Origin of the sequence: Pseudomonas sp. MWU12-2345 (assembly GCF_023242385.1) — a bacterium.
Classification (GTDB): Bacteria; Pseudomonadota; Gammaproteobacteria; order Pseudomonadales; family Pseudomonadaceae; genus Aquipseudomonas; species Aquipseudomonas gingeri_D.
Genome location: NZ_JALLJA010000007.1, coordinates 241,324 through 264,918 on the forward strand (window position 1 = coordinate 241,324; position 23,595 = coordinate 264,918).

The 23,595-nt window shown below is 59.2% G+C and carries 18 protein-coding genes; 9 read left to right on the forward strand and 9 right to left on the reverse strand.

From position 1 onward, the window contains the following. Positions 1-90 precede the first annotated feature (90 nt). From M5C71_RS16450 to M5C71_RS16460, 3 genes are all read left to right on the forward strand, one after another. Positions 91-1,275 (forward strand): FAD binding domain-containing protein, encoded by a 1,185-nt coding sequence (locus M5C71_RS16450; RefSeq protein ID WP_248768276.1) that lies wholly within the window; start codon positions 91-93, stop codon positions 1,273-1,275. 26 nt (positions 1,276-1,301) lie between these two features. After that, a complete protein-coding gene (locus M5C71_RS16455; protein WP_248768320.1) occupies positions 1,302-2,414 on the forward strand; it encodes an alkene reductase in 1,113 nt (370 codons plus the stop codon). 101 nt (positions 2,415-2,515) lie between these two features. Further along, positions 2,516-3,187 (forward strand): class I SAM-dependent methyltransferase, encoded by a 672-nt coding sequence (locus M5C71_RS16460; RefSeq protein WP_248768277.1) that lies wholly within the window; start codon positions 2,516-2,518, stop codon positions 3,185-3,187. Positions 3,188-3,201: 14 nt separating this feature from the next. Here M5C71_RS16460 and M5C71_RS16465 read toward each other — a convergent pair whose 3' ends face one another. Both M5C71_RS16465 and M5C71_RS16470 read right to left on the reverse strand, forming a co-directional pair. Further along, a complete protein-coding gene (locus M5C71_RS16465; RefSeq protein ID WP_248768278.1) occupies positions 3,202-5,703 on the reverse strand; it encodes a sialidase family protein in 2,502 nt (833 codons plus the stop codon). A 93-nt stretch (positions 5,704-5,796) separates the two neighbouring features. After that, the gene (locus M5C71_RS16470) at positions 5,797-6,873 is read right to left on the reverse strand and encodes a nucleoside hydrolase (RefSeq protein ID WP_248768279.1); all 1,077 of its coding nucleotides are present in this window, start codon (positions 6,871-6,873) and stop codon (positions 5,797-5,799) included. Positions 6,874-7,443: 570 nt separating this feature from the next. Between M5C71_RS16470 and M5C71_RS16475 the strand changes: the two genes are divergently transcribed. The 3 genes from M5C71_RS16475 (at position 7,444) to M5C71_RS16485 (ending at position 10,135) form a co-directional block, all read left to right on the forward strand. Continuing rightward, complete coding sequence (locus M5C71_RS16475; protein ID WP_103496840.1) at positions 7,444-8,793, forward strand: hypothetical protein; 1,350 nt, start codon at positions 7,444-7,446, stop codon at positions 8,791-8,793. Between the two features lie 212 nt (positions 8,794-9,005). Beyond that, a complete protein-coding gene (locus tag M5C71_RS16480) occupies positions 9,006-9,755 on the forward strand; it encodes a transporter substrate-binding domain-containing protein (RefSeq protein WP_248768280.1) in 750 nt (249 codons plus the stop codon). Positions 9,756-9,925: 170 nt separating this feature from the next. Continuing rightward, complete coding sequence (locus M5C71_RS16485; protein WP_103496844.1) at positions 9,926-10,135, forward strand: hypothetical protein; 210 nt, start codon at positions 9,926-9,928, stop codon at positions 10,133-10,135. A gap of 157 nt (positions 10,136-10,292) precedes the next feature. Here the strand turns inward: M5C71_RS16485 and M5C71_RS16490 are convergent, their stop codons facing one another. After that, a complete protein-coding gene (locus M5C71_RS16490) occupies positions 10,293-11,813 on the reverse strand; it encodes an aldehyde dehydrogenase family protein (protein ID WP_248768281.1) in 1,521 nt (506 codons plus the stop codon). A 350-nt stretch (positions 11,814-12,163) separates the two neighbouring features. On the opposite strand from M5C71_RS16490, the gene M5C71_RS16495 reads away from it, so the two are divergent. Further along, entirely contained in the window at positions 12,164-12,829 is a 666-nt protein-coding gene (locus M5C71_RS16495) for a response regulator transcription factor (RefSeq protein WP_152741946.1), read from the forward strand. Between the two features lie 5 nt (positions 12,830-12,834). Here M5C71_RS16495 and nahK read toward each other — a convergent pair whose 3' ends face one another. Together nahK and nosP are read right to left on the reverse strand one after the other, a co-directional pair. After that, positions 12,835-15,477 carry a hybrid sensor histidine kinase/response regulator NahK/ErcS' gene (gene nahK / locus M5C71_RS16500; RefSeq protein WP_248768282.1) on the reverse strand — a complete coding sequence of 881 codons (2,643 nt, stop codon included), beginning with the start codon at positions 15,475-15,477 and terminating at the stop codon, positions 12,835-12,837. Beyond that, the gene (nosP, locus tag M5C71_RS16505) at positions 15,407-16,570 is read right to left on the reverse strand and encodes a nitric oxide-sensing protein NosP (protein WP_248768283.1); all 1,164 of its coding nucleotides are present in this window, start codon (positions 16,568-16,570) and stop codon (positions 15,407-15,409) included. The genes nahK and nosP overlap by 71 nt, the downstream gene beginning before the upstream one ends. A 247-nt stretch (positions 16,571-16,817) precedes the next feature. Between nosP and yiaY the strand changes: the two genes are divergently transcribed. Then, entirely contained in the window at positions 16,818-17,966 is a 1,149-nt protein-coding gene (gene yiaY / locus M5C71_RS16510; protein WP_177104584.1) for an L-threonine dehydrogenase, read from the forward strand. A gap of 61 nt (positions 17,967-18,027) precedes the next feature. Here yiaY and M5C71_RS16515 read toward each other — a convergent pair whose 3' ends face one another. From M5C71_RS16515 to M5C71_RS16530, 4 genes are all read right to left on the reverse strand, one after another. Continuing rightward, complete coding sequence (locus tag M5C71_RS16515) at positions 18,028-19,215, reverse strand: sugar transporter (RefSeq protein WP_248768284.1); 1,188 nt, start codon at positions 19,213-19,215, stop codon at positions 18,028-18,030. 246 nt (positions 19,216-19,461) lie between these two features. Then, entirely contained in the window at positions 19,462-20,706 is a 1,245-nt protein-coding gene (locus tag M5C71_RS16520; protein ID WP_248768285.1) for a saccharopine dehydrogenase family protein, read from the reverse strand. Between the two features lie 26 nt (positions 20,707-20,732). Next, on the reverse strand, positions 20,733-21,830 hold the full coding sequence (locus M5C71_RS16525; protein ID WP_103496852.1) for a carboxynorspermidine decarboxylase: 1,098 nt from the start codon (positions 21,828-21,830) through the stop codon (positions 20,733-20,735). Positions 21,831-22,057: 227 nt separating this feature from the next. Further along, positions 22,058-22,621, reverse strand: coding sequence for a TetR/AcrR family transcriptional regulator (locus tag M5C71_RS16530; RefSeq protein WP_248768286.1), 564 nt, complete (start codon positions 22,619-22,621; stop codon positions 22,058-22,060). A 150-nt stretch (positions 22,622-22,771) separates the two neighbouring features. On the opposite strand from M5C71_RS16530, the gene M5C71_RS16535 reads away from it, so the two are divergent. After that, a complete protein-coding gene (locus M5C71_RS16535) occupies positions 22,772-23,470 on the forward strand; it encodes a glutathione S-transferase (protein WP_248768287.1) in 699 nt (232 codons plus the stop codon). Positions 23,471-23,595 lie beyond the last annotated feature (125 nt).

Sequence of the window (23,595 nt, forward strand, 5' to 3'; positions counted from 1 at the left end):
GTTGCAACTCACGCAATACGGTTTGGCGAGGAGTGCTGATTATCAGCGTCCGGTCCAGCCCTTAGAGTAGGTCGAAAAGGAGGACCTACCATGGGCACATTTACAACTCACCCTCAACGACCTGCCGGGGCACCTCGTGCCCTGGTGATTGGCGGATCATTGGGCGGGCTTTTCGAAGGTAATCTGCTGCGCCAGATCGGCTGGGACGTCGATATTTTCGAGCGTTCGTCCCACGACCTCGACAGTCGAGGCGGCGGCGTAGTGCTGCAGCCGGAGGTGGTCGAAGCGTTTCGCAAGCTGAACGTTCCATTGACCCACCTGGAGATGGGCGTTCGCTCGCAGTACCGCACCGTGCTGTATCCGGACGGCCGTGTCCAAAGCAAAACCTTGGCCCCGCAAGTCCAGACGTCCTGGTCACTGCTTTACACAACCTTGCGCCAGGCCTTCGGCAATGAGCGCTACCACCAGGGGAAAGTCCTGGTGGACCTCGATCAGCCAGAAGCCGGCCGGGTGGTGGCCGTGTTCGAAGACGGCGAGCGCATCGAGGCTGACTTGCTCGTCGCCGCTGATGGCGGTAACTCGCAGGTACGTCAATTGCTCTGGCCAGAATACCAGCCTGGCTACGCCGGCTATGTTGCCTGGCGCGGCCTCCTGCCAGAAAGCCGTTTGCCCGAGTTGCCTGCCCAGGTGTTGGCGGGTGACTTCGGTTTCGCAAACGCCGGCGGCTCGCACATCCTGGGCTACCTGGTACCCGGTGAACACAACGATATTCGTCCCGGACAACGCTACTACAACTGGGTTTGGTATCGGGTTGTCGAGGAGCCACTCATCGGCGATCTCATGACCGACGCCAATGGGCACAAGCGCGACTATTCGGTACCGGAAGGGCTTCTCGCGCCGGCATGGCGCGAGCATGTCTGGAGGGAAGCCGACAGGCTGCTGCCCCCCGCTTTTCGGGAAGTGGTGCAAGCCACCGAACAGCCTTTCGTGCAAAGCATCCGCGATTTGGCGATGCCGCGGATGGTTGATGGCCGGGTGGTCCTACTCGGCGATGCGGCCGCCATTCCCCGGCCGCACACCGCCGCCAGCACCTCCAAGGCGGCATTCAACGCACTCGAACTGGCCCGGTGCCTGAGCCAGGCCCCAGACGACACGGATCGCGCCCTGGCGAACTGGGAACCGGCACAGATTGCCTTGGGGCAACGCCTGCTCGCCCAGGGCCAAGCCATGGGCGATCACCTGATGTTCCACCGTCCGACCCTTCACGCTGGCTGAGCCCAGCCCACTCAAACTGGAGAAAGATCATGAAGTCCCTGTTCCAACCGATTGCCGTTGGCTCGTTGCAACTCGAACATCGCATCGCGATGGCCCCCCTCACACGCTCACGCGCCGGCCAGCCGGGGGATGTGCCTACATCCATGAACGCCGAGTACTACCGTCAGCGCTCCAGCGCTGCCCTGATCATTACCGAAGCGACCCAGATCTCTCGACAAGCACAAGGCTATGCCTGGACGCCGGGCATCTACAACCAGGAACAGATTGATGGCTGGCGCGTGGTGACCGATGAAGTCCATAAGGCCGGCGGACAGATTTTCATGCAGTTATGGCACGTCGGACGGGTCTCGCACCCCAGCTTCCAACCGGATGGCGGACTTCCGGTGGCGCCGACATCGATGCCGGTTCCAGGCAAGACATTCATTGTCGACGAACAGGGCAACGGTGTGTGGGGAGAGATTCCTGATCCTCAGGCACTGACCATCGATGGCATCAAGACAATCGTGGAAGACTACCGTCGCGCCGCACGTAACGCCATTGAGGCCGGAATGGACGGCGTTGAAATCCATGCAGGCAATGGTTACCTGCTTGACCAATTTATCAATAGTGCCAGCAACCAGCGCAAGGACACTTACGGTGGCAGCATCGAAAATCGCAGCCGCCTGTTGCTCGAAGTCGTAGCCGCCGTTGCAACAGAAATCGGGGCCGCGCGAACAGCTGTACGCCTGACCCCCATGGGGCGCTTCATGGGGATGGGTGACGACACGCCTGAAGAGACGTTCGGCTATCTGGTCAACCGGCTCAACGATTGGTCGCTGGCCTACCTTCACCTGGTTGAACCGGCCATCGTCGGGACCGTACGAGATGAGCAATTTGACCCTCGCTGGGACGCCATCATCCAGCAATTGCGGAGCATATGGCACGGGGTGCTGATTCTAGCCGGCGGTTATGACCCCGCCAGCGCCGCCCGGGCAGTGTCGCAAGGCCGCGCCGATATCATCGCCTTCGGCCGCCCCTTCCTGGCCAATCCTGATCTGCCGCGACGTATCCGCGAGGGGCTGCCACTCAGTCCAGCCGATCCTGCCAGCTTCTTTGGCGGCGATGCGGGCGGGTATACCGACTATCCCGTCCATCCGTAACAAATGCTCGAGTACATATGCCTATGTTCTCGAGCCATCCAGGTCCGCTGCGTCTGCACTTGTTCTATCCTTCCATCCAACCACCGACTCCGGACATCAAAATGCCCGCCCCCGAATCCGCCCTCCTGCAAAGCTGGCATCACAACGCCCAATCCTGGATTGAAGCGGTTCGCGGCGGCGCCATCGAAAGCCGCCGCCAGGTCACCGACCAGGCCATCCTGCTGGCGGTGTTGGGCCGCCAGCCCGAGCGTGTGCTCGACCTGGGTTGTGGCGAGGGCTGGCTGTTGCGGGCACTGGCGACACGGGGCATCAACGCGGTTGGTGTGGACGGCGATGCGACGCTGGTTGAGGCCGCGCGGGCGGCGGGCTCTTCGCCAGTGCATTTGGCCAGCTACGAAGCGTTGGTGGAGGCGAAGGTGGATGTCGGCCGCGACTACGACCTGATCTGCGCCAACTTTGCCCTGCTGCACCAGGACATCATCCCCCTGCTTGCCGCCATGAACGCCCTGCTCGCCCCTGGCGGCGCGCTGGTGATCCAAACCCTGCATCCATGGACCGCGGCGGCGGGCGACTATCAGGATGGTTGGCGGAACGAAACCTTCGATGGGTTCAAGGGGCAGTGGCAAGCCATGCCCTGGTATTTCCGAACCCTGTCCAGTTGGCTCAATGCGCTGGACATGGCCGGTTTTCGGTTGAGCGCTTTGCAGGAGCCGCAGCACCCACAGAGTGCTGCGCCTCAGTCATTGCTGTTGGTGGCCGAGAAGCGGGAGTGAGCCACACCGGCTTCCTACTTGCCCGTCTCCTCAACCGCGCCTTTGTTCTGAAAGCCGAAAGAGTATTTCAGAGCCCGTGCATGCTGGGTGCGAGTATCCGGCAAACCTATGGTCTCCGGATTCGCAAAGCCGGTGGGGCTGGAGGGGTCCATGAAGTTAGCGCGATTGATCGCATCAAACAGAAAACTGAAACCTTGTTTCAGTGTGCTCTGGGCGATGCCATGACAACCCATGCAGCCGCCCATGGTCTGGCTTCCAGTGCTGTGATCAAAATCCGGCACCTTGATGTTCTTCACCGTGCGCATATTGGTCAGGGTGTTGTCCTCCGGAACGGGGAATACGTTGCTTCCGCGAAAGAGTTGAATCCCCGGCTGGCTGCTTTCGACCAGGATATTGGCCAGGTAATAATCCGGGTCGGTTTCAGTGCTCGACGGAATGGCCTGCACCCCTTTAAGCCGGTAGTGCTTCCAGACCGAATTGTTGAACGCGCTGCTGCCGTCCATAAGCTGCTTGACCTGGTTGTTGACCGCCGTGACTTCGGAATAGATGGTTTGCGGTTGCACGACACGAATCGGCCCGGCCTGCCCCTTGGGGATCCCGTTGCTGCCGGAGTAGATGGGCGGAGTATGGGCCGAGTCCGCAACATCGCCCCTGGGCAGGGTCACCGTATGGGTGGTGTTGCCATCAGAGAAGGTAGCAACCGGCGGTAAACCGTTATCCGGCGAGTAGGCAACCTTGTCGTAGTTGGCGATATAGTAAAGCCCTGTCGGCGACTTGTCGGGCAAGGTCATCGCATCCTCATGCTCGAATGTGGCGAATATGAAGGTCGGGTAGTTGGCCGTCTTATGGATGATATGCAAGGCGACCAAGGCATAGTCTTCGTTGTACGCCACCGGTGCCTTATCGGTGCCGTGATAGGTCACCACCGTCGCCGTATGGTAGCGCGCACGCTGCGCCACCGGAATATCCGCCAGCTTGCGCCATGCCGCCTTGACCTCCACCGCGCCGTCGGGCAGGACGATATGATCCGGGTACATGCTCAGGCCTTGCGCATAGGTGTAAATGACGGGATTGGCCTTGGCCTCGAACAGGATCTGGCTGTCGTTCGAAGGGGCATAGTGACTCCCGTTCATTGCTGGTCGTGGCGGGTTGACCGGGAAAAATATCGCGTTTTGCCCTATTTGAGTCGCCTCATCCAGATTGTTGTAATGAGCAAAACTCGCGCCTGGGGCCAAAGGCACACCGTTGGGGAAACTGACATAGCGGTATTGCGGGCTGGAAGCGAACGGCCGCGTAGGGCCGCCTACGCCTTTTTTTTCCCCTCCCGGAGGAAACAACTCGGTGCGGTGGGCGAAGGTTTGCCACAACAAAGGACTGGGAGATTGTGGCAGCTTGCCCGAATCGGCAAAGCTGCTGGAGGGATTGCCAATGCCGCGGTTAGCCGGTAACGGCGTGTTGGCGGCATTGTTCAGTGCGATAAAGCTGCGCCAGGCGAAAGTTGCATAGTCGGTATGGCTAAGGCCCGTGGCCAGGTCCGCGGGCAGTTGCGGATTGTTCGTGGTCAAATCGTTTGCGGTGATGGCATAGGAAACGCCCAATCCCGATGGATAGGCCGAATTCCCAGGGAAGCGTTTGGAGAAATACGCATTCCAATGCAGCCCGTCGTTTGAATAAAACGTACTGGAACTGCTGCTGATAAACACGCGCTCGCCGATCATCGTTGCACTGTTCAGGAAGCCCCTGGGCCCCTGGCCGTTTATCCCCGTCAGCGCTTGCTTCGCCCCCCACTGGCCGGCCCGGTCGTAAGTGCGGGCGAACATGGCGCCATTTTCAAAAGCGTAATAAGCCCACAATTGACCGTTATAGACGACGGGCACCATCGTTAGAATTTTGTCGGCGCTTTCCTGGAAGGCCAGATTTTCCCGGCTCCACGCAACACCGTCATTCGAGGTGACATAATAAACAGCGTTACCTGAGTTTTCGCTATACAAGACAAAGAGCTGTCCGTTATACACAATCGGTTTGTTATTGATGGCCGTATGGAGCGTACTGATAGGCTTGGCCGTGGACCAGCCGGTGCCGTTTTCGGAGCTGACGGTCTTCAAGCGGCCCTGGGGATCGGTAAAGGTCAGTACCAATTTTTGATTGAACACGCTCACCGAGACATTACTAAAAATACTATCCACACTGATAGTTTGTGTGGCAGACCAGTTTTTCCCTTCCGCCGAAGTGGCATAATTTATATGCTTTTGGTCATTGTTGTTGGCCCAGAACATATAAACCTTACCCTTGAACGACTGCACCGAGGGTATATAAAACGCTTGCGGCCTGAAGGGCACCGTGCTCGTCGAAGAAGGCGTGCCACTTGAAGCCTCTGGATGATCAAAGACATCGACCGTGATCCCCACACCTTGTTGCGGTGTGGCGATGATCACACTCTCCGCATAAACCGACGAGACCGCCAGCACGCCACCCAGGCACAGCAACAGTCGACCCAACATTGCTTTGACGTTCATATATTCGCTCCTTTGAATAGCGGCTACTACAGGGCGCGGGGGCGCCCTGATCGGCGTAGCTGTTCCCTGGCTGCCGGCCCTTGCCTTGCAACGCTACTTATCGGCCACGGCCTCTGCTGCTTTGGCCATGTTTTCGGCGGTGGCTTCGACCGAGTTGCCGGCGATGGTGTACAAATAAAGTGTGGTGACGAACCCGGGGGCGGCCGACAGGGCCACATCGACCGGGGCACCCGCGTTATCCGGCACCAACTTCCCGGTCATATCCTGCTCTTCGTTCAGCTCCTGCTCCACCCGCAGGTGATAGCGGGTAAATTGAAGAAACTGAGGGTCGGTGATCGCGACGGCCGCCAGAGGATCCCAAAAATACAGATATTTGCCGATACCCGGCGCGATGGTCGAGCTTTGCAGCACGTGGGTGAGGAATTGAGCCACCGGGTTGGAAATCCGGGAGAGCTGGTTCACGAAACTCTGGGTAATGGGGATGAAGTTACTGGCGTTCAGCGCAACCAATTGAATGGGGACCCCGCCATTGAAGACATAGTGGGCACCCAGCGGATCCAGGAAGATGTTCCATTCGGCAACCTGATTGGTGTAGTAAGGCGCATCACCCAGGGCGTCAATAATATTACCGCCCGCACCAGGCTGGACGTATTCCGACAACAAATTCCCGCCCATCATAACGATGCGGTCTATTTTGCTGAGCAACAAGTGTTGCAACGTACTGTCGGTTTTGGCTTGCTGGAACAAATGCCCCCAGGTCGTACCACCACCGATCATCAACACCGTAAATTTATGATTGGCTTTTTCCAATGTTTCCCTTAAAAAAGCGAGCGCATCGGCTCGCGTGGGATTCGGGTTTTTCCGTGGAAACAGGGCGTCGTAATGGTGATCCGCCGCCTGGCGTGTTTCAAAGGGAAAGGTATTGCTGTACACCATGGGGCGTTGAAGACCCGCCGCAACGGGGATACGTTCTATCTCAGGGTCATTAAACAAAGTGAGGAAATTGCTGACATTTTCAACGCCGTGACTCAAGTGAACAGCGCCCACCCCCGTCACAGTAATACCTTCGACTTTTATCCCATGATGCTTGAGCAAATACGACATGGCCATGTAATCGTCGAAATCGACATCGGTATCGATGAGTACATGCGTAAGCGGTTGAACAGACATAAGGTTAGCCTCCTGGCTAATGAAGAGTTTACATCCGATGTCAGGTATTACCGAACGATCCAGCTTTTGTAGGCACAGGTCTAACAGTAGCGATTTGCAGCGTAGGCGGCCATTTGATATCTGTCTAGTGATCTGAGCCGTTAATCCAGCGGTCCATTGTTCACACTATAGGATGTGTCCAACGCGATGGATTCAGCACGTGCATGCCTCCCGATGTTCCCCTGGCTGCCATCTAAAAGGATGGCACTTTCCTGAAAATGACCTACACCTGATAGCAAGGAAGAACGGCCAGCGATCGACAGGAGTCGATAGTCAGAATCCCCCGCCCTCCCTGCGCACACTCCGTTTCCTCTCTGTTGATCATTCCTGGCAAATCGTTGGGGATTGAACTCAGTCGTCCGGCACCGCCGAGGAGGTAGTCCACCCCACACCCGATACCCTGCTCACCCGTGAAGCCCGTCTCGGCGATCAAACCGAGACCTTGACCAAAAATAAATAAAAGGAAGCCCCCGCATTGGCAGGCATAAGCCCAAGCGATGCCAGGCGTTTTCCCTATCAAGGAGATGATTGATGACCCAACCCCTAGGAAAGCTCACAGCCTTCGCGGTGGCGGCCGCGTTGTTCAGCGTCGCCGCCCAGGCCGGTACCTACCCTGACTACGGCTACGCGCCACCCGACACCTATACCGGCGCCAAATTCGTGCTCAGCCAGAGTTACCCCACCACACCGCCCAAAGGCCCGCTGCCGGAGTTCTTCAAGAAGCTGCCGACCAAGCAGGACAACAATTTTGAAACCTGGCGTGCCTACATGGACGCCGTGAAAAACTACTGCCTGGAAGGTAACGTCGACGTCAATTGGGACGTTCAGAAAAACAAGGTTCGCCAGTGGTATCACATGCCGTGGCAGCACTATGGCCCGCTGGGGCGCGAGGGCATCCATGGCTTGACCAAGGAAGCGCAGATCCAGGCCCAGCAACTGGCGTCCACGCAAACCGCCACCGGCCAGACTTACGCCGTGGGCATTTACAACGACATCGGCGCCTACACCATCGGCAAGGTCTGGAAAGACCCACAGAACCCTGATCCGAGCTACACCTCGCAGCCCAACAGCTTCCCCAACGGTACGGTCGTGTGCAAGGCCCTGTTTGCCGACATCGACCGCAGCACCGTGCCGTTCCTGGTCAACCCGGTGTTGTGGCAGGGCTATATCACCGACACCTTCACCTCCGCCAATCGCGTGGTGAAGGATGTCGCCCTGATCCAGATGGACATCGCCGTACGTGACACCCGCATGAAGGAGACCGGCTGGATCTTCGGCACCTTCCAGTACAACGGCGCCAAGACCGGCAAGGCTGGCTGGGACAACCTGGTACCGGTGGGGATCATCTGGGGCAACGATCCGAAAGAAACCGGCAATGACTTCACCAACCCGAAACCGACCGTCACCAAGATCAACCCGGCGCTGCAACAGACCGCCATCAACGCCAACACCCAGGAGCTGCCGCCGACCCACCTGGGCTGGAACGGGCGCCTCAACGGTCCGGTGGACAATCCCAACAGCTCCTGCCAGAGCTGCCATATGACGGCCGAGGCGCCGCAAGTGGCGATCATGAATCCACTGTTCCAGAAAAATCCGCCACCGGTGGGTTCACCTGACTGGATGAGGTGGTTCCAGAACATTCCGGCAGGCCATCCGTTCACTCCTGGAACCAAGAGCACGGATTTCAGCCTGCAGATGTCGGGCAGTCTGGTGAACTTCTACCAGTGGAAGTGTGACATGGGCGGGATCTACGAAAACGGCATCAACGCTTGCGCGAAAACCGCCGGCCTGAAGTTGAAGATGCTGAAGTCTGGCAATGGCGCACCGCAGCCACTGCAACGCGTGATCCGCGATCCAAGCCTGGAACAACTGCTCGAGTAACAGGCGACAACCTCCGGGCACTGGGTGCCCGGAGGCTGACTCATACCACTGGCTGCGACGCCTATGCTCAGCCAGGACAAGCTTCAGCGAAAACCTGCACCACCTTTTACGACACTGCCTCAGACGTCAGACAGGTGTCAGGGTCTATACTGATTTTGCCCCTTTAATCAGGAGCCAGCCTTGATCACCGTGTAGTCAACCAGGCAGAACACGTGAAGTCTTCGACACTTGCTGTAGCGCTGCTCTGTCTATTGCTCGGCGCTCCCGCCAGGGCCGAGTCCTATCTGGTCGTTACCGAGGAGTGGGCACCGTACAACTATCAGGAGAACAATCAGCTCACGGGCATGTCCACGGAGATCGTCCGGGCCATCATGGCGCGGACCGGGGATGACTTCGAGATGGTGCTGTTGCCCAGTATGCGCAGCATCCACGCATTGAATACCCGCCCCAAGACCATCCTGTATTCCCTGTTCCGCACGGCGAAGCGCGCCCCCTTATACAAGTGGGTCGGACCTATCGTGGAAGAGTCCATTTACCCCTATCAGTTAGCCAATGCGCAGCAGCCGGTGAATTCCCTGGAACAGCTACTACGCGCGCCACAGATCACGACGAGACAGGCCGGCCTGATACCCGAGGTTCTGCAGTCGCGGGGCTTCAACAACCTCGCAAAAGTTGCAATCGAGAGCCGGCAGCTCTATCGCATGCTGCTCGCCGGACGCACTGACATCATCGTCGGCGACACCGCCGCGGGGGTGGCTTACTACAGCCGCGAGTTGAACATCGCCCCCGGCACGCTGCGGCAGATTCCCATCGAGCTTTATCGCTCATCGCTGTACATTGCCTTCAGCCGCGACAGTGACGACAAACGGGTAGCCGCCTGGGCCGACGCCCTGGAGCAACTGCGCCAGTCAGGTGAGTTGAAGCGCATCCAGGATCGGTACAGCCAACCCATCGGGCAATGAAAGCGTGGAACCCGCGCAAGTTTTTAGAATGGCAGGATGAGCACATCCGTAACTGTCGCGTCCTTTGGTCGAGAGGTTCCATTCCAGCCTTCCCCATGGATAAAACACGTTTCCAGGAGAGATCCTGCCATGGTAAATAAATCAGTCCCCCGACAGTTGAAGTTCTGAAAATGCCAAAGACAAAGCCGGCAGCTAGCGCGGCAGCAACGGCTGCTGAGATCGAAAGATCCATCCAGGCCCTGAACAAAATGGCTGAACGCCTTTGGGGGGATGGCAGGGAGACCGAGGCAAAAGCACTTCTCGATGCCCTGGATGCCTTGAACCGGGCGCTGGACAGGATCCGGATCGGCGAGAGCCGCCGGGTGGTGACGCTCCACTAACAAGCCAGGGACGCCCAACGGAAAACAAATCGGCCCTCTATTCGCCCACCAGCCTTCGATTGCTGCGACAACCCAAGCATGGACAAAACGAACGGCAGGAACGAGGGCATGCCAGGTTCCTGCCGTTTCAAGCGTTTGCCGGTAAAGGCTCAGCGCATCAAAAGAAGCCCAGCGGATTGATGTCGTAGCTGACCAGCAGGTTTTTGGTCTGCTGGTAGTGGTCGAGCATCATTTTGTGGTTTTCACGGCCGACACCGGATTTCTTGTAGCCACCGAACGCGGCATGCGCCGGGTACAGGTGATAGCAGTTGGTCCACACGCGACCGGCCTTGATCGCCCGCCCCATACGGTAGGCACGGTTGATATCACGGGTCCACAGGCCCGCACCGAGGCCGAACTCGCTGTCATTGGCAATCGCCAGGGCTTCAGCTTCGTCCTTGAAGGTGGTCACGCCCACCACCGGGCCGAAGATCTCCTCCTGGAACACGCGCATTGTGTTGTTGCCCTTGAGCAGCGTCGGCTGGATGTAGTAGCCGGTGGACAGATCGCCTTCCAGACGCTCCGCCGCGCCGCCGGTCAAGAGCACCGCCCCCTCCTCCTGAGCAATCTTCAGGTACGAAAGAATCTTGTCGTATTGCTGCTCCGAGGCCTGGGCGCCGACCATGGTCTCGGTGTCCAGAGGATCGCCACGCTTGATCTTGCCGATCTTCTGCATCACGACCGCCATGAACGCGTCGTAGATCGATTCCTGGATCAAGGCACGCGACGGGCAGGTGCAAACCTCGCCCTGGTTGAAAAACGCCAGCACCAGGCCTTCAGCGGCCTTTTCGATAAACTGCGGCTCGGCCTGCATGATGTCTTCGAAGAAGATATTCGGCGACTTGCCACCCAGCTCCACCGTACTGGGAATGATGTTCTCGGCCGCGCACTTCATGATGCGCGCGCCCACCGGCGTGGAGCCGGTGAATGCGATCTTGGCGATACGCTTGCTGGTGGCCAGGGCCTCGCCGGCTTCACGGCCAAAGCCATGGACGATGTTCAAGACACCCGGTGGCAGCAGGTCGTTGATCAGCTCGGCGAAGACCATGATCGACAGCGGCGTTTGTTCGGCCGGTTTCAGCACCACGCAGTTGCCCGCCGCCAGCGCAGGCGCCAGCTTCCAGGCCGCCATCAACAGCGGGAAGTTCCACGGAATGATTTGCCCCACCACGCCCAGGGGTTCATGGAAATGGTAAGCCGTGGTCAGTTCGTTGATCTCCGCGGCGCCGCCTTCCTGGGCACGGATGCAACCGGCGAAATAACGGAAGTGGTCGGCCGCCAGCGGAACGTCGGCATTCAGGGTTTCGCGCACGGCCTTTCCGTTGTCCCAGGTTTCGGTAACGGCCAGCACTTCAAGATGTTGTTCAATGCGGTCGGCAATGTTCAACAGGACCCGCGAGCGATCCTGTGCCGAGGTCTTGCCCCAGGCATCGGCCGCCCCATGGGCGGCGTCCAGCGCGAGTTCGATATCAGCGGCGGTGGAACGGGGGAACTGGGCAATCACGTCACCGTTGATCGGCGAGGTATTGGTGAAGTATTCGCCATGGACCGGCGCGATAAACTCACCGCCGATGTAATTGCCATAGCGCGATTTGAAAGAAACGACAGCGCCTGGGGTTCCGGGGGGTGCGTAAATCATGATTGAGGCCTCTTTGCGGGTCATTGTCTGTGGGTCGCACACGCGATGAACAGATGCTAGAGAGCCCGCGCCGCCAAACGAATACGCCCTTGGCAGGGGTCACCTTGTCATTTAGTCGTAATTGGGCCCTTCTGGAAAACCGCAAACGCGCAACGCTTCGTACTTTAGTAGGGGTTTACCTGACTATCGTCGCATTCACAAAGCAGGGGGAGTGGCATGTAATGCCGCCATTACAAGAAAGGAATCGCCCTTATGCCGCCTACCCAGGACTTCGTACCCTGAGCCCTTTCCCTGAACAACAGAAATGCCCCGCCATCACACCGCAATCAAAAATAAACAGGTGCAAGGCCATGTACAAAATTCTAATTGCCGATGATCACCCGCTGTTTCGTGAAGCCATCGCCAATGTGATCAGCGACGGTTTTCCGGGCTGCGAAGTGATGGAAACCGCCGACCTGGAGAGCGCGCTGGCACTGACTCGGCGCCATGACGACTTCGACCTGATTCTGCTCGACCTGAATATGCCTGGCATGCACGGCCTCAATGGCCTGATCAATCTGCGCAACGAGGCGCCCACCATCCCGGTGGTGATCGTGTCCGCCGAACAAGACAAGCAGATTGTGCTGCAAGCCATCATGTACGGTGCGGTGGGCTTTATTACCAAGTCGTCGCCACGGGCGCAGATGACTGAAGCCATCGAGCAGATCCTCAACGGCAATGTCTATCTGCCTCCGGATATCATCCACTCGCCAAAGGCCGATACCCGGCGCAGCATGAACAGCGCCCCCGGCTTTGCGCCTGAGTTACTCCAATCGCTGACCCGCAAGCAATTGCTGGTCCTGGAACGTATGACCAAGGGCGAGTCGAACAAGCAGATCGGCTACACCCTGGAAATCGCCGAGACCACGGTCAAGGCTCACGTCTCGGCCATCCTGCGCAAGCTCAACGTGCATAACCGGGTCCAGGCGATTCTCAGCGCCGGGGATATCGATTTCACCGCCTACCTGCGGCGCTGAGTGGGTCAACCCACCGACTCCTTGCCCAGCAGATGACTGATGGCAGTCTTGAGCTTCATCGGCCGCACCGGTTTGTGCATCAAGGTGTGGCCCAGCTCACGCATTTGCAGCTTCAGTTCATTGCTGTAGTTGGCCGTGATCATCAGCGCCGGCAAGGGCAAGCCACGTCGGGCGTTGATCGTGGCCACGACATCGACACCGTTCTGCTCATGGTCCAGGTGATAATCGGCAATCAACAGGTCGGCGTCGCCATGATAGTTGTCCACCTGCCGCGCCAGGTCCTGTTCGCACAGCGCGGTGACCACCTGGCAGCCCCAGCTTTCCAGGAGCGTGCGCATCCCCGCGCAAATCGTCGCATCATTGTCCAGCACCCAGATCCGCGCCCCGCGCAACCTTTCGAGCATGGGCCCCGTCATGGGTAACTGGATCTGTGGCTTGGGCGCGCAGAGGGTCAGCGGCACTTCGACAGCGAACATCGAGCCTTTGCCGGGGGTCGAGCGGACGCTGATCTTATGCCCGAGGATCCCGGCGATTTTTTCGACAATGGCCAACCCGAGACCCAACCCGCGATCCTGATGGGGTCGTTGCACGTCGCCGCGTTTGAACTCCTGGAAAATTTCCTCCAGTTTGTTCTCGGCAATCCCGATACCGGTATCCCAGACTTCGATGGACAGACAATGGCGATGCCGACGACAACCCAATACCACGCGGCCAGTGGTGGTGTAGCGGATGGCGTTGCTCAGCAGGTTGCGCAGAATCCGCGCGAGCAACTGGATATCGCTGCGCACCAGCGCCGAACACGGCACGAACGCCAGGCGCAAGCCCTCGCTGGCAGCCGCTTGCGCGAACTCGACCGCCAGGTTTTCCAGCAGTTCGCTCAGGGCAAACGGCGCGATATCGGCCTTGATTACCCCGGCATCCAGCTTGGAGATATCCACCAGCGTGCCGAGCAGATTCTCCACGTCTTCCAGCGAATTGCTGACATTACGCACCAGGGTTGCGTTGGCCTCCGGTTCGCGGCGCTCCAACAAGGCACTGGTAAACAGGCGTGCGGCATTGAGCGGCTGAAGCAGATCATGGCTGACGGCGGCCAGAAACTTGGTTTTCGACAGGTTGGCCTGCTCGGCTTCGAGCTTGGCTTCACGCAGGCGCGACTCGACCCGACTGCGCTCGTCGATCTCGCGCAGCAGCTGGCTGTTCAGGGTGGTCAACTCGGTGGTGCGCTCGCGGACTCGCTGCTCGAGGTTCTGATAAGCCTGGTGCAGCGCTTCGGCGGTACGGCGGCGTTCGGTGATATCGCGGATCAGCACAAAGATGCCGATCACTTCACCATTGGCCAAGCGATTGGGCACATAGGAGCGCAGCATGTAGCGCTCCTGATTGTTGATGTTGATCTCAGGGCATTCGAAGGTCACGCTTTCCCCCGCAAGGGCGCGTTCGACATAGGTTTCCAGGCGCTGGTAATGCTCTTCGCTGTGGACCTCGCGCAGGCTCTGTCCGAGCATCACGCCACGCGGCCAGCAGTACCACTGTTCATAGACCTTGTTGGTGAACTCATAGACCAGGTCGGCGTTCAGGTAGGCAATGAGCGCCGGCACATGGTCGGTGATCAGGCGGATCCAGCGCTCGCTCTCGCTGAGGGCTTCAGCATGCTGGTAGCGTTCGGTGATGTCCGTGAAGGTGTTGACGAAACCGCCGGTGGGTAAGGGATGCGTGCGAATTTCCAGCACCCGGCCATCGTCCAGCCGCTGCTCCCGTTCATGGATCACCCGGCCGTTGGCGTCGCGGCTGTCCGGCGTCAACAGCTCCAGTTCGCTGTCGGCGATGACCTCGGAAAACAGCCTGTGCGCGGCAACCGGCGCCAGCCCGCTCAGCTCCAGGAAACGCCGATTCCACAGTTCCAGGATGCCCTCGGCGTTGACCATCGCGACACCCTGGGACAGGTTGTCGACGGCCCGTTGCAGCAGGTGCGACTTCTGCGCGACGGCTTGCTCGCGGCGCATGGTTTCGCTGAGTTTGACGTCCGTGATGTCGGTAAACAGGATCACCCGGCCACCCTCGCGGGTCGGCCGCTCGCTGACCTGCAGCCAGCGACCATCATTCAGACGGTACAGCAGGTGTGCGCCGGCGCTGTGCCGTGGCTCTTCACTGAACAGCCCGGTACTGGCCAGCAACCGCTTGACCTCGGTCAAGCGCATGCCCGCGATGATCCGTACCCGGCTGTTGGCCCAGAACGCCTTGAAGCGACTGTTGAACAGCACGATGCGCTGGTCTTCATCGAACAGCACGAACGCATCGGAAATACTTTCAATGGCATCGACCAGATGTTGATGGGCCGTTTCCGCCCGCAGGCGTGCGTCACTGAGCAGATGATTGCTGGCCTTGAGCTCGGCCATGGCCTGGTTCAACGCATCGGTACGTTCCCTGACCTGCTCGGCCAGGACCACCGAGTGCTGAAAGGCCGCATAGGAATCATTGCCACGGGCGGTCCCGGACTCGACCCGCTCGATCAGCGCCGTATTGATCCGCCGCAGCTTGTGATTGTCCCGCCGCAGTTGTTCGATCTGCTCAAGCAGCTCAGCGGGAGATGGCTGCACGGTTGCGTCCAATGGCGACACCGGTAAAGGTCTGGTTGATATGCATGCCATTGAACTGCTCTCCGTAGGTATTGAAACCTATCACCCGCTGCTCGCGCAGAAAGGCGCCGATCTGCTGGACGCTGCCATCGTCTTCCAGCTCCAGGCGCCGCAGGAAACAGTCGCAGCCGATGGTCAGCAACAACGGCCCCAGGCGCTCCCGCAAGCCGTCGAACAGCGTCTGCAGGTTCGGCAGCAAGGGGCCGGGCGTCATCGCCGTGAGCACGATGCCGTTCTCAACCGCACAGTAAAAGCTCAAGCTCAGGTCAGGATTGACCTGTTGAATGGCCCTGACGTAGTACTGATCGTTGATACGAACCGCCAGCGGGTGAGCGGCAAAAACCTGGTGATTGAGTTGTGAGACGGGCACCCCGATGATCTGCGCGTATTCCTCGGCCGCAGGTTCGGCATTGAGTTCGTAGACCCGGCGCATGCCGCTGTCGGCGCGGGTGACCACCAGCTTTTCCGCACGCGGCAGAATGTGGTGCGTGGTGAACACTTCGAAGTCCAGCCAGGTATTGACCAACAGCACCACGGCCGCGCCGCTGTGGAATTCGCCGCCAAAGTACACATGGGTATGGGTCAGGTAGTTATCGTCTCCGGCAGAGCCGCCAAAGTGCGGGATATCGCCCAAGGCGGCGCTCAGCGCGGCAAGGACCGTTTCCTCGCGGCTGGACAGGCCGTCGAGCAGTGTCAGGGCAAAACTGTTGCCCTTGATCGGCGCCAGGCTGTTGCTGCGACAGCCGCCGACCAGTCGCTCGACCATTTGCTGGGCGTCGATCAGACTGAAACGTTCCAATTCGTCGATCAGCTCGGCGGCAATGGAGAAATGCCGATGATCAAAACCCACCGCGGTCACACAGCCTCGGCCATAGCCCTGCGGGGTAATTTCCCCGGCGCTGGTACAGCCCACCACGCGAATGCCGCCAAAGCTCTGCTGCAATGCGCTGCCCAGGGCGCGCAAATCGTATTCGACCGAACAAAAGAACAGCACAAACCCCAAGTACGGGTGCAATAGCTGCCGCGCCAGCTCCTGGGCCACCTCTTGCGCCTCGGTTGCCATCGACATCGCGCTGATTATGCCGTCTGTTTGGGTCTGTCCCATGGTCGCCTTCCGCAAAGTGCGCTGTCTGATCCTTCAGTCTACGAAGACTGGACCCGGGTCCGTATCCTACTTCGGTAGGGGGTCCCCCCTGCGATGGGAGGAAGCCGCGTGCCATTACGACCAAAGACCCCCCTTGCGAGGACTAAAGGACCATTTAACCGTTATGCCATCGTTCCTAGGATGAGTGCGTCTTGATGAATGCACCACCGGCCGTTCGGGCCAATAATCACAATAACGAGGGCTAGTCATGAGCAGCACGTTCTTCATTCCGTCCGTAAACATGATGGGCATCGGCAGTCTCGATGAAGCCATGGTCGCCATTCGCAAATATGGTTTGCGTCACGCCCTGATCGTCACCGACGCCGGCCTGGCAAAAGCTGGGGTCGCGGACAAGGTCGCCAAATTGCTGGCGGCGCAGGACATCCAGGCGACCCTATTCGATGGGGCCAAGCCGAACCCGACCGTCAGTAACGTCGAAAACGGTCTGGAGCGACTCAAGCTCAGCGGCGCCGACTTCATCATCTCCCTCGGCGGCGGCTCGCCCCATGACTGCGCCAAGGGCATCGCCTTGTGTGCGACCAATGGCGGGCATATCAGTGATTACGAAGGCGTCGATCAGTCCGCCAAACCACAAATGCCACTGGTTGCCATCAATACCACGGCGGGCACCGCCAGCGAGATGACCCGCTTTTGCATCATCACCGACGAAACCCGCCACGTGAAAATGGCCATCGTCGACCGTAACGTGACGCCACTGCTGTCGGTCAACGATCCCTCATTGATGGCCGCCATGCCCAAAGGCCTGACCGCCGCCACCGGCATGGACGCGTTGACCCACGCTATCGAAGCCTACGTTTCCACCGCGGCCACGCCCATCACCGATGCCTGCGCGCTCAAAGCCGTGGAGCTGATCTCCGCCAACCTGCGCAACGCGGTCGCCAACGGCGGCGATATGCAGGCGCGGGAGAATATGGCCTACGCACAGTTCCTGGCCGGGATGGCGTTCAACAACGCCTCTCTGGGCTACGTGCACGCCATGGCCCACCAACTGGGTGGCTTCTATGACCTGCCCCACGGTGTCTGCAACGCGATATTGCTGCCCCACGTCGAGAGCTTCAACGCCAGCGTTTCCCAGGCTCGCCTGACGGACGTCGCCAGGGCGATGGGGATCGATACCCAGCATCTTGACCACGAGCAAGGCGCGGTCGCGGCCATTGCCGGCATCCGTAAATTGTCTTTGGACGTTGGCATTCCAGGCGGCCTGACTGAATTGGGGGTCAAGGTGGAGGACATTCCAACATTGGCGGCCAATGCCATGAAAGACGCCTGCGGCTTCACCAACCCGCGGACGGCAGAACAGGCGCAAATCGAAGAGATTTTCCACGCCGCGATGTGATTGCAACACGATGAGCGCCAGGAACCTGACCGGGCTCCTGGCGCTCAGGTTCGATCAGGACTCAGCGCCCCGCCCCTGCCCGGCCAGCGCGATAAACCGAGAGGCCGTAGAACGCCAGCGCCAGGCCTGCTAACACGCCCCCCACCACGCCGACATAGGCAAACCCGAGTTGCCGCCCCACCCAACTGCCCACCAGTGCCCCGCCACCGATCCCGATGTTGTAGATCCCCGAGAACAGAGCCATCGCCACATCGGTTGCGTCCGGCGCCAGCACCAGCACCTTCGATTGCAGCGACAGCCCGAAGCACATGATCGCCATGCCCCAGAACACGCTGAGTATCCCCAGCGTCGAAACCCCGCCACTCAACGGCAACAGCAATGCCAGGCACAGCACCAGCAACGCCGTGGCCGCCAGCAGAAAGCGCTGTGGGTGCTGCCGATTGAATCGACTGAACAGCAGCGAGCCGAAAATCCCCGCGCCACCGAACAGCAGCAGGATCAGGGTCACCACCTCGCCACTCATGCCGGCCACGGTTTTGATGAACGGTTCGATATAGCTATAGGCCGTGAACTGAGCCGTGATCACCGTCGCCGTCAGGCCGTAGACCGCCACCAGTGCGGGGCGTTTGAACAGTATGGGCAGGCTTCTCAGGGAGCCTGAGTTCTGGCTCGGCAGCAACGGCAGGCTTCTGCCCAGCCAGAGCACCAGGGCGCCGGCCATCAACGCGATCACCAGAAAGGTGGTGCGCCAGCCCATGGCTTCGCCGAGCAGACGGCCCAGCGGAATCCCCAGCACCAAGGCCATGGACGTCCCGGTCGCCAGCAGGCCCAGCGCCTGTACCTGCTTGCCCTTCGGTGCCACCCGCACCGCGAGGGACGCGGTGATGGACCAGAACAGCGCATGGGACAAGGCGATGCCGATCCGACTTACCAGCAGGACACCAAAGCTTGCGGCCAGGCTGGACAGCACATGGCTGACAATGAACAGGCCGAACAGCACCATCAGCAGTTTGCGTCGTTCGACGTTGCGGGTGAACAGCATCACCGGCAGTGAGGTCAGGGACACCACCCAGGCATAGATCGTCAGCATCAGCCCGACCTGCGCGCTCGACAGGTCGAAGCTGTCGCCGATGGCACTCAACAGGCCGACCGGCACGAATTCGGTGGTGTTGAAGACAAAGGCCGCCAACGCCAGCGCAATGACCGGTTGCCAGTTGTCGGGGGTTTCTGTGGTGGGGCTGCTACTCATTTAAAAATCCGTCATACGCTATCGAAGAGCCACTGGTTGGTGGTTCAGGGGCCGGGCAGCCAAAAGAAAAGCCGGTCGAGGTGAAATGGGTGGCTGACACGATGCAAGTATCGCTCCTTGGAGGGGATTCATCGCTGAAAGTTGCTGGCCTTGTCGAGCGCTCTTACCCACAAATAAAAACGCCGCTCAAAGAGCGGCGTTCTTGCGCATGGAACGGGGAACGAGACTCACACTAGCGTGGAGGTCTCAGGCCTTGCCGTTCCAGGGGCGGTCTCCGTGTTCGTCCTTGATGCGGGTCGGCAGGCCCATCAGGTCCAGTGCCTTGAGGAACGGCTCAGCCGGCAGCTCCTCGACGTTGGCCATGCGTTGCACGTCCCACTCGCCGCGAGCGACCAGCAAGGCCGCCGCCACAGGTGGCACGCCCGCGGTATAGGAAATGCCCTGGCTGTCGGTTTCGGCGTAGGCTTCCTCGTGGTCCGCCACGTTGTAGATAAACACTTCACGCGGCTGGCCGTCCTTGGTGCCCTTGACCAGGTCGCCAATGCAGGTCTTGCCGGTATAACCCGGCGCCAGCGAGCTTGGATCAGGGAGCACGGCCTTGACCACTTTCAGCGGCACTACTTCCAGGCCTTCGGCGGTCTTGACCGGTTGCTCGGAGAGCAGGCCAAGGTTCCTGAGCACCGTGAACACATTGATGTAGTGCTCGCCAAAGCTCATCCAGAAACGCACATTGGGCACGCCGAGATTCTTCGACAGCGAGTGCACTTCATCGTGGCCGGTCAGGTACAGGTTCTGCGCCCCGACCACTGGCAGGTCGTCGGTGCGCTTGACTTCGAACATGGTGTTACTGGTCCACTGGCTGTTCTGCCAGCTCCACACCTGCCCGGTGAATTCGCGGAAATTGATTTCCGGATCGAAATTGGTGGCGAAATACTTGCCATGGGAACCGGCATTGACATCAAGGATGTCGATCGAGTCAATGCTGTCAAAATACTGTTGCTGCGCCAATGCGGCATAGGCATTGACCACACCCGGATCGAAGCCCACACCGAGAATGGCAGTGATGTTCTTCTGCTTGCATTCCTCGAGGTGCTTCCACTCGTAGTTGCCATACCAGGGCGGCGTCTCGCAGACTTTGCCCGGCTCTTCATGAATGGCGGTGTCCAGATAGGCCACGCCGGTATCGATGCAGGCACGCAGCACCGACATGTTCAGGAAGGACGAACCGACGTTGATGACGATCTGCGATTCGGTTTCGCGGATCAGTGCCTTCGTCGCTTCGACATCCAGGGCGTTCAACGAGAAGGCCTGGATATCGGCGGGCACCTTGAGGCTGCCCTTGGCTTTGACGCTGTCGATGATGGCCTGGCATTTGGAGATGTTGCGCGACGCGATAGCAATACGACCGAGTTCGTCGTTGTGCTGCGCGCACTTGTGGGCCACCACCTTGGCGACACCTCCTGCACCAATGATAAGTACGTTCTTCTTCAATTATCTATTTCTCTTTATCTGCCAGCTTAGGAAAGGCTGGACATGTAGTCGTTGTAACCAAACTCACGAACCACCTCGACACTTCCGTCGAGTTGCTTCACCACGATGGACGGCATTTTCAGGCCGTTGAACCAATTTTTCTTGACCATTGTGTAACCTGCTGCGTCAACAAACGACAGCCGATCGCCGATGGTCAGTGGGCGATCAAATTGATACTCGCCGAAAATGTCTCCGGCCAGGCAGGATTTGCCGCACACCATGAACGTGTGTTCGCCCGCGCTGGGGGCCAGCTTGGCATTCAGGCGATAGATCAGCAGATCGAGCATGTGCGCTTCGATGGAGCTGTCCACGACCGCCAGGTGCTTGCCGTTGTAGAGGGTGTCGAGCACGGTGACTTCCAGCGAGGCGCTCTGGGTGATGGCCGCTTCGCCCGGCTCCAGGTAAACCTGCACGGCGTATTTTTCCGAGAAGGCCTTGAGGCGCGCGCAAAAGGCATCCAGCGCGTAGCCTTCACCGGTGAAATGGATACCGCCGCCGAGGCTGACCCACTCGACCTTGTGCAACAGATGGCCAAAGCGCTCTTCGATGGTGCACAGCATCTGGTCGAACAGGTTGAAGTCGCCGTTTTCGCAGTTGTTGTGGAACATGAAGCCGGAGATCTGCTCGATGACCTGCTCGATCTTGGCCGGGTCCCACTCGCCCAGGCGACTGAATGGCCGCGCCGGGTCGGCCAGCAGGTAATCCGAGCTGCTCACCTGCGGGTTGACCCGCAGACCGCGGACCTTGCCAGCGGAGGCTTCGGTGTAGCGCTGCAACTGGCTGATGGAGTTGAAGATGATCTTGTCGCAGTTTTCGAGCATCTCCTCGATTTCGTCATCGGCCCAGGCCACGCTGTAGGCGTGGGTCTCGCCGGCGAACTTCTGCCGACCGAGCTTGAGCTCGTAGAGCGAGGACGAGGTGGTGCCGTCCATGTATTGCTGCATCAGGTCAAACACCGACCAGGTGGCAAAGCACTTGAGTGCCAGCAGGGCCTTGGCCCCGGACTGTTCGCGCACGTAAGCGATCTTCTGCAGGTTCACCAGCAGCTTTTGTTTGTCGATGAGGTAGTACGGCGTCTTGATCATTTCAAGGCCTCCGACATGGCCAGTCAAAAAAGGATGCGCATTGTGCCTTCACTGACTACAGATCGAAAGAGCAGAAAGCTCAAGTTGCTGAGTTGGGCTGAACTGGACCTGGGGGCTGCCTGAAAATTCCTATACTGACAGTGGGGCTGGATTTGTAGTCCCTTTCCCTGCTCCGCACCTCTGCCACGGGCGCTCCGGTCGCCAACCGTCCTGACGCGCCAAGTCTGTTATGTCGGAATGAGCCCCGCCTCCCGGTAGCTCTGAACCAGTTCGTCGAATAAACCGATATCCACGCGCGTTCGGGCAATCAATTGAGCGCCAGCAACCGCGGTGTAAATGGCCCGGGCACGCCGCTCGCACACTTCAACGCCTGCGAGGCCGGTATCAGAGAGTACTTTCGCCAGCCACGCCACATTGATGTCGGCAAACGCCAGCACTTCACGCTTCACTTCCTCGGGCAGGTCCTGGTATTCCGCGGCCATGAAGCTGGACAGACACAGCCTGTTTCCGCCCTCGAGTGAGCTTCGGAAGATCGTCGGGTACACCTGCAAGCAGCTGATCGGCTCAGGGTTTGCCCCGCGTATGGCCTCCAGAACACTGGAGGTGTCTTCCCAGTAGCGTCTGGCGACGGCAGCGCCGAGGTCGGCCTTGCTCGAGAAATGGTAATAGATGCTCGCGTTCTTGATCCCCACTGCATCAGCGATGGTTCGGAAATTGATCCCACTGTAGCCGTGGATCTGAGCCGCTCCCTTGGCCGCTTCCAATATGGCTTCCCGGGCGTTTTCGCTCACGTTTTCATTCCTCGATGCTTTGATTCATGGGGTCATTGAGCCCGATGTTACTCGCACACGTCGCTACCTGCCAACTGACAGGTAGTTGTTGACAACGCAGAACCAAGCGCTCAACCTCTACCTACCATTTGACAGGCAGGTAGATAAATCATGACTTTCCAGCAACCGCACGACGTGTCCGAATCCCCAACGATGAAAATCTACGACTGGTACAACGGCCCCTACCCGGCGCGTGTCCGTATCGCGTTAGCCGAGAAAGGACTGCTGTCCCGGATCGAGTTTGTACCGGTCAATCTATGGGCAGGCGAGCACAAGAAACCCGAGTTCCTGGCCCTCAATTACTCGGGAACACTGCCCGTCCTGGAGCTGGGCGACGGCACGCTCATTGCCGAGTGCACCGCCATCACCCAGTACCTTGATGCACTGGAAGGCGCCCCTACGCTCACGGGTAAAACCCCCACCGAGAAAGGCCTCATCCATATGATGACCAAGCGTGCGGAAATCGAATTTCTAGACGCTGTCAGTGTGTATTTCCATAACGCAACGCCCGGGCTTGGGCCGGACGTCGAGCTGTCTCAGAACCCTGAATGGGGTGAGCGGATGCGGGACAAGGCAGTCAGGGGGATGCACTATTTCAACAGTGTCCTGAAAGGTCAGCCTTTTGTTGCAGGTAATGAATTCTCGATGGCCGATATTGCGCTGGTGGGCGGCATGATTTTCGCCTCGCTGGTGAAACTGCCGATACCTGATGAATGTGAAGCATTGGCCGCCTGGCAGGCCAGGATGCACGAGCGATCGAGCGTGCAGCAATGGCGCGCGATGGTGAAACGAGGCGAGCCGAAAAGCTGAGCGACATTCACGGTGGCGCGCCACGAATCGATGCGTCGATAGGGCCAGCTGGCGCGGCTGAACAGGCGCCACGCAAGCAGGTGTCGATGGAGAACGGCACAAAGGCCGTCAGCGATCCAGCAGTG